This is a genomic window from Pantoea sp. S18 (assembly GCF_045689705.1).
In the GTDB taxonomy this organism is placed as follows: Bacteria; Pseudomonadota; Gammaproteobacteria; order Enterobacterales; family Enterobacteriaceae; genus Pantoea; species Pantoea symbiotica.
In genome coordinates this window covers 423,753-438,604 of the sequence record NZ_CP142688.1, presented here as the reverse complement: position 1 = coordinate 438,604, position 14,852 = coordinate 423,753, and the positions used below count along the sequence as shown (strand labels likewise).

Here is a 14,852-nt window from a genome sequence, read left to right as displayed (position 1 = left end):
ACCGTTTCGTTATTTCGTACTCTATGTCGGGAAGCAACCCAACGCGTTGTTTCCTTTTTAGTTTTTAATGGCAAAGAAAGAGGTCAATATTATGGGGAAAGCTTCCTCATCTTTTGGCGTAATCCGTTTTCTCACAGTGCTGTTTGCACTGCTGACGGGCGCGTTTATGCTGGTTGGTGGCGTTTGGTTAGCCGCCATTGGTGGTTCCTGGTATTACGTTATTGGCGGTGTGGTCATGTTGATCACCGCTATTCTGCTGTGGCGCCGTAGCGGCTCAGCATTACTGCTGTACGCATTGCTGCTGTTGGCAACGCTGGTGTGGGGCGTGTGGGAAGTCGGTTTTGACTTCTGGGCGCTGGCACCGCGTACCGATGTGCTGGTGATCTTCGGCATCTGGCTGGTTCTGCCGTTTGTGTATCGCGGTCTGAATAATGCCGGCAAAGGCGCTCTGGCGCTGTTGTCAGTGGCGCTGCTTGCCAGCGTACTGGTGCTGGCGTGGGCAGTGTTCCACGATCCACAAGAGCTGAACGGTGAAATTCCAGCGGCAGCCTCAAATGCTCCGCAGGCACAGCCGCTGAGCAAAATCGATGATGCTGACTGGCCTGCGTATGCACGTGACCAGCAAGGCACCCGTTTCTCGCCGCTGAAGCAGATCAACACCGGTAACGTTAAAGAGCTGCAGGTTGCCTGGCAGTTCCAGACCGGCGATTTGAAGACGCCAAACGATCCGGGCGAAATCACCGATGAAGTCACGCCAATCAAAATCCGCGACACCCTGTATCTGTGCTCACCGCACCAGATTCTGTTTGCGCTGGATGCCAAAACCGGTAAGCAGAAGTGGAAATTTGATCCGGGTCTGAAGCCGAATCCAACCTTCCAGCACGTGACCTGCCGTGGCGTTTCTTATCACGAAGTCCCTGCTGCAGCTGATGCGGCCAATACCCAACCTGCGCTGTGCTCACGCCGTATTTACCTGCCGGTAAATGATGGCCGCATGTTCGCGCTGGATGCGGAAACCGGTGAACGTTGTGCTGCCTTTGGCAACAACGGTGAACTGGATCTGCAGCACAAGCAGCCAGTATTGACCCCAGGTCAGTACGAGCCGACGTCACCGCCGGTCATCACCGACACCACCATCGTGGTAGCAGGTGCGGTCACCGATAACTACTCAACCCGTGAGCCGTCTGGCGCCATCCGTGGCTTCGACGTTAACACCGGTAAACTGTTGTGGGTGTTCGATCCGGGCGCGAAAGATCCAAACGCGATTCCACAGGATGAACACACCTTCACCATGAATTCACCGAACTCATGGGCACCGGCGGTGTACGATCCGAAACTGGATATCGTTTACCTGCCAATGGGTGTGTCAACGCCAGATATCTGGGGCGGCAACCGCACAGCAGAGCAGGAGCGTTATGCGAGCAGCGTACTGGCGCTGAACGCCACCACCGGTAAGCTGGTGTGGTCGTATCAGACCGTGCATCACGATCTGTGGGATATGGACCTGCCGTCGCAGCCGACGCTGGCCGATATCACCACCAAAGATGGCAAAACCGTACCGGTAATTTATGCACCGGCGAAAACCGGTAACATCTTTGTGCTGGATCGTCGTACCGGCGAGCCGGTTGTCCCTGCGCCGGAAACCCCGGTTCCACAGGGCGCCGCTAAAGGTGACCACGTTTCACCGACTCAGCCGTACTCCGAACTGACCTTCCGTCCGAAACAGAATCTGACGGACAAGGACATGTGGGGCGCGACTATGTACGACCAGCTGGTGTGCCGCGTGATTTTCAAGCGTCTTCGCTATGAAGGTCCGTTCACCCCGCCGTCTGAGCAAGGTACGCTGGTATTCCCAGGTAACCTCGGCATGTTCGAATGGGGCGGTATCGCGGTGGATCCACATCGTCAGATTGCGATTGCTAACCCAATGGCGCTGCCGTTTGTTTCCAAGCTGGTTCCGCGCGGTCCGGGCAACCCGATCGAGCCACCGGCTGACGACAAAGGTGGTTCAGGTACTGAAACCGGTATCCAGCCACAGTACGGCGTACCGTACGGCGTGGAGCTGAATCCGTTCCTGTCACCATTTGGTCTGCCGTGTAAACAACCGGCCTGGGGCTATGTCTCAGCGGTTGACCTGAAGACCAACGAAACCGTGTGGAAAAAACGCATTGGTACGGTTCGCGATAGCGCGCCAGTACCATTGCCGTTCAAAATGGGTATGCCAATGCTGGGCGGCCCAATCACCACCGCAGGTAACGTGTTCTTCATTGGTGCTACTGCAGATAACTATCTGCGTGCCTTCGACACCAATACCGGTGAAATGCTGTGGCAAGCACGTCTGCCAGCAGGCGGCCAGGCAACGCCGATGACCTATGAAGTGGATGGCAAGCAGTACGTTGTTATCGCGGCAGGTGGTCACGGTTCGTTTGGTACCAAGCTGGGCGATTATGTGATTGCTTATGCACTGCCAGATGCGAAGTAAGTTTTCGCGTTGAGGTAACAAAGCGGGCTTAGGCCCGCTTTTTCGTAGGGTCGCCATTTATGGCGACCTTCATGATGGGCGCACAGCACCGCAAGTTTGTGCGGTTTTTGCAAAGGTCGCCATGAATGGCGACCCTACGAGTTAGCGTTTACGCAGCACGCGGGCGTTTAACAGCGCGCACAGCGCCATAATGACGCAGGTCGCCAGAAACACTGGACGCATACCAAACGCGCCGCCAATAAAGCCGCCGAACAGCGGACCTGAAACCTGGCCGACATACTGCGCCGAAGTGGAATAACCCAGCATCTTACCCACCTGCGACTGCGGCACGCTGTGACGAATCAGCGCCGTAACGCACGGCATCAATCCCCCCAGCGCCATGCCCATCAGAAAACGCAGCACCACCAATTGCCACGCTTCGCTGATAAACGCCTGCGGGATCAGCAGCAACGCGCAGGCTATCAATCCGTAAACCAGCACGCGACCATGTCCAACGCGATCGGCCAGCCGTCCCAGACGCGGCGCGGAGATAATGCTGCCGAGCGCGGCGGCGGCCATCACCAATCCGGCGGTGACGGTTATTGCGTGATCGCCACTGACAAACTGACCGATATACAGCGTGATGATCGGCTCAATCGACATATTGGCGAAAATCAGCAGCATGCCCGACAGCCACATCAGGCGCACCACCGGCAGATTCGGCGGTGCCTCATCGGCTGCACTGCTTTGCACGGTTTTCTTACCGGAGGAGCGCGGCACCTCTTTCAGTAAAAAGGTGGTGGCGAGGAAGGCGAGGAAAATCACCGCGCCGGTCAGCCAGAAGGTGTGACGAATGCCAATCAGCGGCGGCAACACGCCGCCCAGCAGCGGCCCCACCACGTTGCCCGCCATAATGCCGGACGACAACACGCCGAGCGCCCAGCCGGTTTGCTCTTTCGGCGTTTGCGCCGCCACCAGAATGGTCGATCCCGAGGCATAACCGCCGAGCAAACCTGCCAGTAAGCGCAGCGCCACCAACTGCCACGGCGCGGTGGCCATGCCAATCAGCGACATCGCAATCGCCATGCCGAGGCTGGCGCGGATCAGCATCAGTTTGCGGCCATAGCGATCGGCCAGTTTGCCCCACAGCGGCGCGGTCAGGGCGGCGCTGAGGAAGGTGGCGCCGTAGGCTGCACCCGACCAGCGCGCAATCGCCGCCGGTTCCTGCACGCCGAGTTGCTGTACGTAGAGCGGCAGAAACGGCAACAGTAGCGTCATCGCCACGATGGTGCTGAACGAACCCAGCACGCAGACAAATAAATTTCGCTTCCAGTGTTGCTGTTCGGGCGCTAACGCGAGTGGAGGTTGCTGCATGGTGATATCCCTGTTTTTTGCTTTTTTAGCAGGCTAACAGCGAGCAATCAGAGAAAACAGGGTTGTGATGATAATTGCCAGGCGGCGCAACATTGTTGCCAGATAACAACAATTACGCTGTGCTGAGCGCATTAATTAATGCATCGCACAGCAAGGTTACCGGCGAAGAGGGTTGCGGCTGCTCTTTCAGCAGCAGATAGCTGTGCAGGCGATCCATTTGCCATTCCGGCAGCACCTGCTGGATTTCGCCGCGCGCTAAGGCATCCTGCGTCATATAAGCGGGCAGATAAGCGATGCCGGTGCCCGCCAGCGCCGCATTGAGCAGCGCCATGCTGTTGTTAGCGCGGAAACGGCTATGTACATCCAGCGCCAGCCGCTGTTTATCACGGCGGAACGGCAGCGCGGCGGTGTGCGCAGGACCGTGAAACAGCAGTAAGTCGTGGCGCGTCAGGCGGTCGGGATGATCGATGGGCGCATGCGCCGCCAGATAATCCGGCGTGGCGTACAAGCCCCAGTCAATGCTGGCGAGTTCACGATAATTGGCTGCATCGGGCGCACGCGCGCGGATGACAATCGCCACGTCGGCGCTGGGTTGCGGGTCATCGCTGGTGGTGAGTTCGAGATCGACATTGATATGAATATGGCGGCGAATAAAGTCATTCAGCGTTGGCACCACGCACTGGCAGCCGTAGGTGATTGGCGCCTGCAAGCGCACGTTGCCGGCGGGCAGTTGATGCACCTGCTGCACAAAGGCGTCGGCGCGATGCATCTCTTCCAGCATGCGCACACAGAACGGATAGTAAGCCTGGCCGAGCTCCGTCAACACCACTTTGCGCGTGGTGCGCTGCAGCAGCTTGATGCCGAGTCGCACTTCCAGTCGCGCCACTTCGCGGCTGACGTGGGATTTGGAAACGCCTAAAGTGCGTGCGGCTTCGCTAAAGCTTTGTCGTTCCACTACGCGTGCAAACAGCATCATGGCGGAGAGATTGTCGCTGTTATCCATGTTCTCTGGCAGTTAAGAGAGTGAGAACAGCAGATTACAACACATCCCCGAGCCCGGTCGCCATTGGGTTTGTGCGGTTGGTGAAACGGTCGCCATAAATGGCGACCCTACGCGACCGCCAATGGGAACAATAAGCGATCTGGCTCGACGCGACGCTGGCGGCGCAGCTGGCCTGGCGTGACCATGAAGTAGTTTTTGAAGGTGCGAGTATAAGCCTGCTGCGTATCGAAGCCGTAACTCATCGCCACCTGCAAAATCGCCTCATCGCTGTTAATCAGCGTCAATGCAGATTCGGTTAAGCGGCGCTGGCGAATGTACTCGGCCAGCGAAAAACCGGTGTGCTGACGGAACAGACGTTGCAGATGCCAGCGGGAGTATCCCGAGCGGCGTGCTACTTCATCCAGATGAAGATCGTGCCCTAAGTTATTCTCTATCCAGTCCAGCAAACTACGGATAAATTCGCGCTGATTCATGGGATTCTCCTGCGTTGGCAATATGTCCAGTGCAGCCACAATAGCGCGTTAAATTTATCCCTTAATTAGCAGAAAATTAGCGCAGAATTAGCAAACGGGAAAACGGGTATAATTCTGGCCTAATTATCTGTCGCTACACTGCGTTCAGTTAAGTTGGAGGGCATCATGCGTGTGCTGCTGGTAGAAGATGACGAAATGATTGGCGCGAATCTGCAGCAAGCGCTGGAAGCGGCAGGTTGGTCGGTGGATTGGGTACGCGACGGCGTCTACGCCAGCAATGCCTGGGCCGAAGGCGGCTATACCTGCGTGTTGCTGGATCTTGGTTTGCCGCGTGAAGATGGCCTGCAGGTGCTGCGTCGAGCGCGCACGCGCGGCGACATGACGCCGGTGCTGGTGCTCACCGCCCGCGATACTGTGCAGCAGCGCATTCAGGGATTGGACAGCGGCGCGGATGACTATTTGCTGAAACCCTTTGATCTGCAAGAGGTGCTAGCACGTATGCGCGCCATTACCCGCCGTCGTCACGGTGCGGCAGATTCTCTGCTCGGCAGCGGCGATGTGCAGATCGACATTATGACGCGCGAAGTGCTGTACAAAGGTCAGCGCGAACAGCTCACCGCACGCGAATATGCCCTGCTCTACGCCTTGCTGGAGCGACCCGGCGCGATCCTCTCACGCGAACAGTTAGAAAACCGCATTTACGGCTGGGGCGAAGAGGTCAGCAGCAACGCGGTGGATGTACTGATTCACGGTATGCGTCGCAAACTGGATAACGAAGTGATCCGCAACGTACGCGGACTTGGCTGGCGGGTACCGGCAATATGAAACCTTTCACCTTTATGCGCTCGCTGCGTAACAAACTGCTCGCCACGCTGGTGATTCTGCATCTTGCGATGATTGGCGGCGTCACCTGGTATTTCTATCACTGCTACGGCGACATGATGGGCACCATGAAGGACGATCAGCTCGCCAAGATCGCCGATGCCTGGGCCAGCAGCCAACGCATGCCCGCACTGATGCCGATGGTGATGCATGAAGAGAAACTCAAAAGCACCTATATCGTTCAGCTGTGGGACGAGAGCAACCATCTGCGCGCCAGCTCGTGGCCGGGCCTGCATGCGCCGTTGCAGCTGAAAAAAGGCTGGACCGATTTGAAAGTCGGTGACTGTGGCGACGACTGTGAATGGCGTGTTTACACGCGGCCCGGCGAGCTGGGCAGTGAAATCGGCAATATTCAGGTGCTGCATAATATCGGCTACATGAAAAGTATCATGGTTAAGCGGGCGCTCTCCGCCATCATTCCGTTGGTGCTGATGATGCCGCTCTCACTGATTGTGATATGGCTGGTGGTGCGGGCGATAACGCGCGATTTGCGCGTGGCGTCGCGCCATATCGCAGCCCAGGAAACCCTGCATCCGCATAGCGTTTCACCTGATGGCTTGCCGGATGAAGTGCTGCCGCTGGTGGCAGCTTACAACGCTTTGCTGGATAGACTGCGCGCGGCATGGTCATCGCAGCGCCAGTTCCTCGAAGATGCGGCGCATGAGCTGCGCACGCCAGTCACCGCCGTGACTTTGCAGCTGGAGAATCTGCGGCAACATATTCAACCCGGTGAAGCCAGCCGCCAGTTCGATCAGCTGGAAGCGGGCGTAACGCGCACGCGCCATCTGGTGACGCAGCTGCTGAATATCTCACGTCAGGAAGATCAATCGGTGGTCGCCACGGTAGAAAGCATCGAGCTGGACGACCTGTTGAAAGAGAGCATTGAGCAGCTGATGGTGGTGGCAGATAAGCGCGGCATTGATATCGGCTTTAACGGCACCACGCATTATCGCCTGCACGCCAGCCGCTCCGATCTGCGTAGCCTGTTCGATAACCTGATCGGCAATGCGATGCTGCACACGCCGGAAGGTAGTTTGGTCGATGTGCTGCTGCATCGCGTCGGCAATCACACCGTGGTGGATATCGTCGATAACGGGCCCGGCATGGCGGAATCCTTTATCGAACGCGCCTTTGATCGCTTCACCCGTTCACCAGATGTGCAGGCGCAAGGCAGCGGCTTAGGCTTATCGATTGTGCGCAGCGTGGCGCAAAAGCATCAGATGCAGGTTGCGCTGTCGAACCGCCACGATCAGCAGGGCCAGATTGCCGGCCTGCAGGTGCGCGTTACACTCCCATAACCCCGCAAGGTCGCCATTCATGGCGACCTTGCAACCTATCGCACCATCCCCTCAACACCTTTTTCCCGACGAACGCGACAACGTAAACGGTTGCGGGGTTCCATTCGCCTCACGGCCTTTATGTGATAATGATCACATTTTCAGTGAATCAAACTGCAACACTTTTTGACAAACGTGACCAAAATCTATTTTCTATGCCTCTGTTACAGGCACATTACGCAAGCTTGAAAATCTGGCGACACAGACCGGATACGACAACTCACTGCCCATCCCCTGGGATCAATTTCACCCGATCGCGGCGACGGCCCGGCGATCAAAAGCATGTGGTTAACAATAATGAAATATAAAGCGTTGATAGCAGGGGCCTTATTGGCCAGCAGCTGGACTGGTGCGGCACAAGCGGCAGACAGCGATCCGCAGTACGTTTCTGACTGGTGGCATCAGAGCGTGAACGTGGTGGGCAGCTACCACACCCGTTTTGGACCACAGTTCAACAACGACGTGTATCTGGAATACGAAGCCTTTGCTAAAAAGGATTGGTTCGATTTCTATGGCTACCTCGATTTGACCAACTTCTTCGGCGTGGGCAACAGCAACGCAAACGGCGTGTTCGACCACGGTTCGCCGATGTTCATGGAAATTGAGCCACGTTTCTCGATCGATAAGCTGACCGGCACCGATCTCTCTTTTGGTCCGTTTAAAGAGTGGTACTTCGCCAACAACTACATCTATGACATGGGTCGCAACAGCGATAGCCGTCAGAACACCTGGTACATGGGTCTCGGCACCGACATCGATACGCACAGCGATATCGGCCTGTCGCTGAACGTTTACGCGAAATACCAGTGGGAAAACTACGGTGCGGCGAACGAAAACAGCTGGGATGGTTATCGCTTCAAGGTGAAATACTTTGTGCCGATTACCGACCTGTGGGGCGGCAAGCTGAGCTATATCGGCTTCACCAACTTCGACTGGGGTTCAGATCTGCGTGATGAGTCCGATCGTTCACGTACCAGCAACTCGATTGCATCGAGCCACATTCTGTCGCTGAACTACGATCACTGGCATGTTTCAACTGTGGCGCGTTACTTCCACAACGGCGGCCAGTGGGCTGACGGCCAGGAGCTGAACTTCGGTAACGGTCCGTTTGAAGTGAAATCGACCGGTTGGGGTTATTATTTGGTGGTGGGTTACAACTTCTAATCGCGTGAAACGGTCGCCATGGGATGGTGCAGCCGGTAAGAAGGTCGCCATGAATGGCGACCCTACGGTGTAGGGTGCGCATTATGCGCACCGTTTTAATGACGATGATGAAAGCCAACTCATTAATGCACACCTGGTTGAACACCGCACTCACCTAAATCTGCGGCTTATACGCATTCACCATCCACGGCACGCCGAACTTATCGGTCAACATGCCAAAGCCATTGGCCCAGAACGTCGGAGCCCAGCTTTTCGTCACTTCACCGCCCGCTGACAACGCCTCAAACCAACGCTTGCCTTGCGCCTCATCCGGCGTGGATAAACTCACGGCAAAACCGCCATACGCCGCCTGCGGTGCGCCGTCGCTCATCATAATCTCGCCCTGCCCGATGCGCAGATGGGCATGCATAATCTGCTCCGGCGAAAAGCTCACGCCCGAGATACAACCTTCATCCTCAACCGGCGTTTCATCCGGCATATCGCCATAAGTCATCTTGAACAGCAGCTCGCCATCGGTGGCGTCGAGGTAGAAGGCAATCGCCTCTTCGCAGCGACCGCTGTAAAACACATACGGGGTAACTTGCATGGTCTGTACTCCATAAAGGGAACGTCCACTGCAAGTGTAGTGCGCATTATTTATACAGTTGCGAGCCAGGCCGCACTCTTACCTTTGCTGACAGTAGCGCCGAAACAGCTGCGCCATATAGGCGCTCATCGGCGTCAGCGCGGTGTCTTTGCGCTGGATAAGATAGAAAGTGGCTTTCGGTAAGGGTTCGTCGAGTTCGAGGGAAATCAGCTGGCCGCCGTGCGTCGGGTCTTCAATCACATCGCGCGAAATAATGCTGACGAAATCGCTCTGCGCCACCAGGCTGGTGCAGGCCATAAAGGTCTCGCAGGTGACGACGATTTTCGGCGCCATGCCACGTTCGCCAAACAGATCGTGCAGCAGCCGATAATAGCTCCCTTGCGGCGTCGGCATGGTCCAGTCGCAATGCTGCAGCTCGGCCAGCGTGCGCGCGTGCGCCATCGGATGCCCTTTGCGCATCACCACCTGATAATCACGCTCCATCAGCCGTTCAAACACCAATTCCTGATCGAGATGATTTTTATCATAGGTGTTGATGGTGAAATCCAATTCGCCCTGACGCAGTTCATGCACCATCGAAACCAGCTGGCCTTCAACAATTCGCACCTTAACCAGCGGATACTCGCGATGAAACTGATTGATCACCTGCGGCATGACGGTGCGCGCAATACTGCCGCCCACGCCGATGTTGACGCGCCCGCCGGCTAATCCCAGCCGCTGCTGAATATCTTCCTGCGCCACCCGCAGCTCTTCCAGAACCAGGCTGGCGTGCTTAAAAAAGTTATCACCGATATCGGTCAGCGTAACGCCCTGCTGTCGCCGCTCGAACAGACGCGCGCCCAGCGCCAGCTCCAGTTCCTGAATCGCTTTGGTCAGCGCAGGCTGTGAAAGTCCGGACAAGCGGCTGGCGGCGCGGATGCTGCCCTGACGCGCCACGTCAACAAACGCGCGCAGCTGATGAAGTTTAAGATTGGCAGTCATAGTTTGATGATAACCGTTGTTTATCAGTAGCAAGATATTCGCATCTTATGCGCGGCAAAACCAATGTGTAGATTCGGATGAATGCATAAAAAACCAACACAAAGGAAATGCCGATGAAAACCCTTTCTGACCTCGTCAACGCACGCATCCCGCAGATGCAAGCCTGGCGACGCGATCTGCACCACTTTGCCGAATCGGGCTGGCTGGAGTTCCGCACCGCCACGTTGGTGGCTGAAGAGCTGCATCGTCTTGGTTATCAACTCAAGCTGGGCCGCGAGGTGATCGATGCCGACTCGCGCATGGGATTGCCCTCTGATGAGGTGCTGGCACAGCAGGAAGCGCGCGCGCTGGAGCAAGGCGCGCTGCCGCAGTGGCTTAAGCACTTCTCCGGCGGATTTTGTGGCGTGGTCGCCACGCTGGACACCGGTCGTCCGGGTCCGGTGATGGGTTTCCGCGTGGATATGGATGCGCTCGATCAGAACGAAAGCCGCGCCGCCGATCATCTGCCAACGCGCGAAGGCTTTGCCTCCTGCAATCCCGGCATGATGCACGCCTGCGGTCACGACGGCCACACCACCATCGGCCTGGCGCTGGCGGGCGTATTAATGGAGATGAAAGCGCAGCTGAGCGGCACCATCAAACTCATTTTCCAGCCTGCCGAAGAAGGCGTGCGCGGGGCGAAAGCAATGGTGGCGGCGGGCGTGGTGGATGATGTTGATCTGTTCACTGCCATTCATCTCGGCACCGGCGTACCGGCCGGAGAAATCGTCTGTGGCAGCGACAGCTTCCTCGCCACCACCAAACTCGACGTCAATTTCACCGGCGTCGGCGCGCACGCCGGCGGCAAACCGGAAGAGGGTCGCAACGCCTTGCTGGCAGCGGCGCAGGCCACGCTGGCGCTGCACAATCTGCCGCAGCACAGCGGCGGCGTGGCGCGCGTTAACGTTGGCGTGTTGCAGGCCGGAACCGGCCGCAACGTGGTACCCGACTGTGCGTTGATGAAGGTGGAAACGCGCGGCGTCAGCAATCAGGTTAACGACGATATCTATCAGCAGGCGCTGCGCGTGATTGCCGGTGCGGCGGCGATGTACGGCGTGGAATATGACGTCAAACTGATGGGCGGCGCGCGCAGCTGCACGCCGAGCCCGCCGTGGGTGGAATTCATCCACCAGCAGGCCGAGGCGCTGGGCATATTCAACTCGGTGATCGATACCAAACAGCAGGCGGCGGGCTCGGAAGATGCCACTTACATGCTGGAGCGCGTGCAGCAGCGCGGCGGCCAATCCTCCTACGTAATTTTCGGTTGCGATCTGGCGGCGGGCCATCACAACGCGAAGTTCGATTTCGACGAAGCGATCATGGCGACTGCGGTGCAGACGCTGGCGACGCTGGCACTCAATCACGCACAGTTTGGAGGCCAGCGATGAGCCACAGCGAATTTATCGATCACTACATCAACCAAAACCAGCCGCGTTTTACCGCCCTCAGCGATGCCATCTGGGACGTACCGGAAACTCGCTTTGAAGAAACCCAATCTTCCGCGCTGCTGGCCGATGCGCTGGAGAGGGAAGGTTTTCGCGTTGAGCGCGGCGTCGGCAACATCGACACCGCGTTTATCGCCAGCATTGGCAGCGGCAAACCGGTGATCGCCATTCTCGGCGAGTTCGATGCGCTGGCCGGTTTAAGCCAGCAATCGGGGTGCGCCACGCCGCAGCCGCTGGTGGAAAACGGCAACGGCCACGGCTGCGGACACAATCTGCTCGGCACCGCCGGTTTGGCTGCCGCTTTCGCTATCAAAGCCTGGTGGGCCAAACACGGCCAGCGCGGCACGCTGCGCTTCTACGGCTGTCCGGGCGAAGAAGGCGGCTCCGGCAAAACCTTTATGGTGCGCGAAGGCTTATTCGACGATGTTGATGCGGCAGTGACCTGGCATCCCGAAGGTTTCAGCGGCATGTTTAACCTCAGCACGCTGGCGAATATTCAGGCCGCCTTCCGCTTTAAAGGCGTAGCGGCGCACGCGGCCAACTCACCGCATTTAGGACGCAGCGCGCTGGATGCGGTGACGCTGATGAACACCGGCGCCAACTTCCTGCGCGAGCACATCGTGCAGGAAGCGCGTTTGCACTACGCGGTGACCAATGCCGGCGGCGTCTCCCCCAATGTGGTGCAAGCCGACGCCGAAGTGCTGTATCTGATTCGCGCGCCGCAGCTCGATCAGGCGCAGGATATCTATCAGCGCGTCATCAACATCGCCAAAGGCGCGGCCCTGATGACCGACACGCAGATGACGGTGCGCTTCGATAAAGCCTGCTCCAATTACGTGCCGAATCGCGCGCTGGAAAGCGTGATGGAGCGTTATTTGCATCAGTTTGGTTTGCCTGACTACAGTGAAGCGGAGCAGGCGTTTGCCGCCGAGATTCGATCCACGCTAAGCAAAGACGATCTGCGCAACGCGCGTCTCAATGCAGCGCGCACCGGCGGTGAAGCGGGCGTTGCCTGGACCGAAGCGTTGGGCGACAAGATTTTGATGGATGAAGTGGCTCCCTATGCGGTGACGCGCGAGATCCTGTACGGCTCAACCGACGTCGGTGACGTGAGTTGGGTGGCGCCCACCGCACAGTGTTTTGCGCCCTGCTTCGCCTTCGGCACGCCGCTGCACACCTGGCAGCTGGTGGCGCAGGGCCGCACTTCGATTGCCCACAAAGGCATGTGTCTGGCCGCCAAAGTGATGGCCGCCACCGCGCTGACCTTGTTGCAGGATGACGAAGCGCTGGCGCGCTGCCGCGATGAGTTCCAGCGCGTGCGCCGCGAGCAGCCTTACGTCTGCCCGATTCCAGCGGATGTCACACCGTCGAAGTTGAAATGATTATGCGATTCGTAACACGGTGCGCATAAATGCGCACCCTACGAACCAACCGGAATGAAACACCGTCGTAGGGTCGCCATTCATGGCGACCTCAGAAATACCAAACATAAAAAAATATAGCCCCCAGCGGGCATGCAAACATAACAAGACGAGATGAGGACCTGCAATGGAAGCCACCACGGAGAACCGCAGCCCCGGAAAGCTGTTTAGCTGGATTGAACGCGTCGGCAACAAAGTGCCGAATCCATTCTTACTGTTCGTCTATTTGATTGTGGTGCTAATGGTCGCCACCGCCATACTCAGCAGCCTCGACGTGGCGGTGAAAAACCCGGCCAACGGCGAGCTGGTGCGGGTGAACAACCTTCTGAGCGTTGCCGGGATTCAGTGGATCCTGCCCAACATCATCAAAAACTTCAGCGGCTTCACGCCGTTGGGATCGATTCTGGCGCTGGTAATAGGTGCTGGCCTGGCGGAAAAAGTCGGCCTGCTGCAGTCGCTGATGGTGAAGATGGCTTCGCGCGTGAGCCGTCGCTACGCCAGCTATATGGTGCTGTTTATCGCCTTCTTCAGCCACATTTCGTCCGATGCCGCGCTGGTAGTAATGCCGCCGCTCGGCGCGCTGATCTTCCTCGCGGTGGGACGCCATCCGGTGGCGGGATTGATGGCGGCGATTGCCGGCGTGGCATCGGGTTTTACCGCCAACCTGCTGATTGTCACCACCGATGTGCTGCTTTCTGGCATCAGCACCGAAGCCGCCAAAGCGGTGAGCGATACCGTGCACGTTAGCGTGATCGACAACTGGTACTTTATGGCCAGCTCGGTGATTGTGCTGACCATCGCCGGTGCGCTGCTGACCGACAAGTTTGTCGAGCCGCGCCTGCCCGCGTGGAACGGCGGCAACAACGATCGTTTGCCGCCGCTCACCGCGCTGGAGAATCGCGGCCTGAAAGCTGCCGGTATCGCCGCGCTGGTGTTTATTGCGCTGATGGCGCTGCTGGTGGTGCCGGAACACGCACCGCTGCGCAATCCGAAAACCGGCGGTATCATTCCGTCGCCGTTTATTCAGGGCATAGTGCCGATCATCATCCTGTTTTTCTTTGTGGTGGCGATTGCCTATGGCGCGGTGACGAAGCAGATCCGCCGCGCGGATGATATCCCACAGCTGCTGGTGGATCCGATGAAGAGCATGGCGGGCTTTATTGTGATGGTGTTTCCGCTGTCGCAGTTCGTTGCCTTCTTCAACTGGAGCAACATGGGCAAGTTCATGGCCATCGGCCTGACCGATGTGCTGGAGAGCGCGGGCATTAGCGGCGCACCGGCGTTTATGGGCTTGATGTTTCTGTCGGCGTTTCTGTGCATGTTTATCGCCAGCGGCTCGGCCATCTGGTCAATTCTGGCGCCGGTGTTTGTGCCGATGTTTATGCTGCTGGGCTTCCATCCGGCGTTTGCGCAGATGATTTTCCGCATCGCCGATTCTGCGGTGTTGCCGCTGGCACCGATGTCGCCGTTCCTGCCGCTGTTCCTTGGCTTCCTGCAGCGCTATCAAAAAGATGCACAGCTGGGCACCTATTACGTGCTGATCTTCCCCTATCCGCTGGTGTTCTTCACCACCTGGATTGTGCTGTTGCTGGCGTGGTATGCGCTGGGTTTACCGATCGGTCCGGGCGTCTATCCGAGCCTGCACTAAGCCTGCGCCACGGATGGCGACTACTTTTCTGTGAACTG

12 protein-coding genes are annotated in these 14,852 nt (G+C 57.7%); 7 read left to right on the top strand and 5 right to left on the bottom strand.

The genetic code is table 11. The features are described from left to right. The first annotated feature begins 91 nt into the window (after positions 1–91). Entirely contained in the window at positions 92–2,482 is a 2,391-nt protein-coding gene (locus VIJ98_RS01900) for a glucose/quinate/shikimate family membrane-bound PQQ-dependent dehydrogenase (protein ID WP_323271997.1), read from the top strand. Positions 2,483–2,623: 141 nt separating this feature from the next. Here the strand turns inward: VIJ98_RS01900 and VIJ98_RS01895 are convergent, their stop codons facing one another. From VIJ98_RS01895 to VIJ98_RS01885, 3 genes are all read right to left on the bottom strand, one after another. Further along, positions 2,624–3,835, bottom strand: a complete 1,212-nt coding sequence (locus tag VIJ98_RS01895) for an MFS transporter (RefSeq protein WP_323271995.1) — start codon at positions 3,833–3,835, stop codon at positions 2,624–2,626. Between the two features lie 112 nt (positions 3,836–3,947). Continuing rightward, the gene (locus VIJ98_RS01890; RefSeq protein ID WP_323271994.1) at positions 3,948–4,838 is read right to left on the bottom strand and encodes a LysR family transcriptional regulator; all 891 of its coding nucleotides are present in this window, start codon (positions 4,836–4,838) and stop codon (positions 3,948–3,950) included. A 107-nt stretch (positions 4,839–4,945) separates the two neighbouring features. After that, entirely contained in the window at positions 4,946–5,311 is a 366-nt protein-coding gene (locus VIJ98_RS01885) for a helix-turn-helix domain-containing protein (protein ID WP_008105596.1), read from the bottom strand. Positions 5,312–5,476: 165 nt separating this feature from the next. Here VIJ98_RS01885 and VIJ98_RS01880 point away from each other — a divergent pair, with 165 nt between their 5' ends. The 3 genes from VIJ98_RS01880 (at position 5,477) to VIJ98_RS01870 (ending at position 8,694) form a co-directional block, all read left to right on the top strand. After that, on the top strand, positions 5,477–6,136 hold the full coding sequence (locus VIJ98_RS01880) for a response regulator transcription factor (RefSeq protein WP_008105599.1): 660 nt from the start codon (positions 5,477–5,479) through the stop codon (positions 6,134–6,136). Further along, entirely contained in the window at positions 6,133–7,491 is a 1,359-nt protein-coding gene (locus tag VIJ98_RS01875) for a HAMP domain-containing sensor histidine kinase (RefSeq protein ID WP_008105600.1), read from the top strand. The genes VIJ98_RS01880 and VIJ98_RS01875 overlap by 4 nt, the downstream gene beginning before the upstream one ends. A gap of 336 nt (positions 7,492–7,827) precedes the next feature. Then, entirely contained in the window at positions 7,828–8,694 is an 867-nt protein-coding gene (locus VIJ98_RS01870; RefSeq protein WP_154154643.1) for a nucleoside-specific channel-forming protein Tsx, read from the top strand. A 154-nt stretch (positions 8,695–8,848) separates the two neighbouring features. Here the strand turns inward: VIJ98_RS01870 and yjdN are convergent, their stop codons facing one another. Beyond that, on the bottom strand, positions 8,849–9,280 hold the full coding sequence (gene yjdN / locus VIJ98_RS01865; protein ID WP_008105604.1) for a VOC family metalloprotein YjdN: 432 nt from the start codon (positions 9,278–9,280) through the stop codon (positions 8,849–8,851). Between the two features lie 78 nt (positions 9,281–9,358). Continuing rightward, the gene (locus VIJ98_RS01860) at positions 9,359–10,261 is read right to left on the bottom strand and encodes a LysR family transcriptional regulator (RefSeq protein ID WP_154154646.1); all 903 of its coding nucleotides are present in this window, start codon (positions 10,259–10,261) and stop codon (positions 9,359–9,361) included. Between the two features lie 113 nt (positions 10,262–10,374). Here VIJ98_RS01860 and VIJ98_RS01855 point away from each other — a divergent pair, with 113 nt between their 5' ends. The 3 genes from VIJ98_RS01855 (at position 10,375) to abgT (ending at position 14,814) form a co-directional block, all read left to right on the top strand. Next, a complete protein-coding gene (locus VIJ98_RS01855; protein WP_323271991.1) occupies positions 10,375–11,688 on the top strand; it encodes an amidohydrolase in 1,314 nt (437 codons plus the stop codon). Then, positions 11,685–13,127: a M20 family metallopeptidase gene (locus VIJ98_RS01850; protein ID WP_323271989.1), complete on the top strand. Its 1,443-nt coding sequence runs from the start codon at positions 11,685–11,687 to the stop codon at positions 13,125–13,127. Before VIJ98_RS01855 ends, VIJ98_RS01850 begins: the two co-directional genes overlap by 4 nt. 166 nt (positions 13,128–13,293) lie before the next feature. Then, the gene (gene abgT, locus VIJ98_RS01845) at positions 13,294–14,814 is read left to right on the top strand and encodes a p-aminobenzoyl-glutamate transporter (protein WP_154182518.1); all 1,521 of its coding nucleotides are present in this window, start codon (positions 13,294–13,296) and stop codon (positions 14,812–14,814) included. Positions 14,815–14,852 lie beyond the last annotated feature (38 nt).

Bases quoted from the DNA above. Each gene is read 5' to 3' on its own strand.
- VIJ98_RS01900 (WP_323271997.1), top strand. From the start codon at position 92: ATGGGGAAAGCTTCCTCATCTTTTGGCGTAATCCGTTTTCTCACAGTG.
- VIJ98_RS01895 (WP_323271995.1), bottom strand. From the start codon at position 3,835: ATGCAGCAACCTCCACTCGCGTTAGCGCCCGAACAGCAACACTGGAAG.
- VIJ98_RS01890 (WP_323271994.1), bottom strand. From the start codon at position 4,838: ATGGATAACAGCGACAATCTCTCCGCCATGATGCTGTTTGCACGCGTA.
- VIJ98_RS01885 (WP_008105596.1), bottom strand. From the start codon at position 5,311: ATGAATCAGCGCGAATTTATCCGTAGTTTGCTGGACTGGATAGAGAAT.
- VIJ98_RS01880 (WP_008105599.1), top strand. From the start codon at position 5,477: ATGCGTGTGCTGCTGGTAGAAGATGACGAAATGATTGGCGCGAATCTG.
- VIJ98_RS01875 (WP_008105600.1), top strand. From the start codon at position 6,133: ATGAAACCTTTCACCTTTATGCGCTCGCTGCGTAACAAACTGCTCGCC.
- VIJ98_RS01870 (WP_154154643.1), top strand. From the start codon at position 7,828: ATGAAATATAAAGCGTTGATAGCAGGGGCCTTATTGGCCAGCAGCTGG.
- yjdN (WP_008105604.1), bottom strand. From the start codon at position 9,280: ATGCAAGTTACCCCGTATGTGTTTTACAGCGGTCGCTGCGAAGAGGCG.
- VIJ98_RS01860 (WP_154154646.1), bottom strand. From the start codon at position 10,261: ATGACTGCCAATCTTAAACTTCATCAGCTGCGCGCGTTTGTTGACGTG.
- VIJ98_RS01855 (WP_323271991.1), top strand. From the start codon at position 10,375: ATGAAAACCCTTTCTGACCTCGTCAACGCACGCATCCCGCAGATGCAA.
- VIJ98_RS01850 (WP_323271989.1), top strand. From the start codon at position 11,685: ATGAGCCACAGCGAATTTATCGATCACTACATCAACCAAAACCAGCCG.
- abgT (WP_154182518.1), top strand. From the start codon at position 13,294: ATGGAAGCCACCACGGAGAACCGCAGCCCCGGAAAGCTGTTTAGCTGG.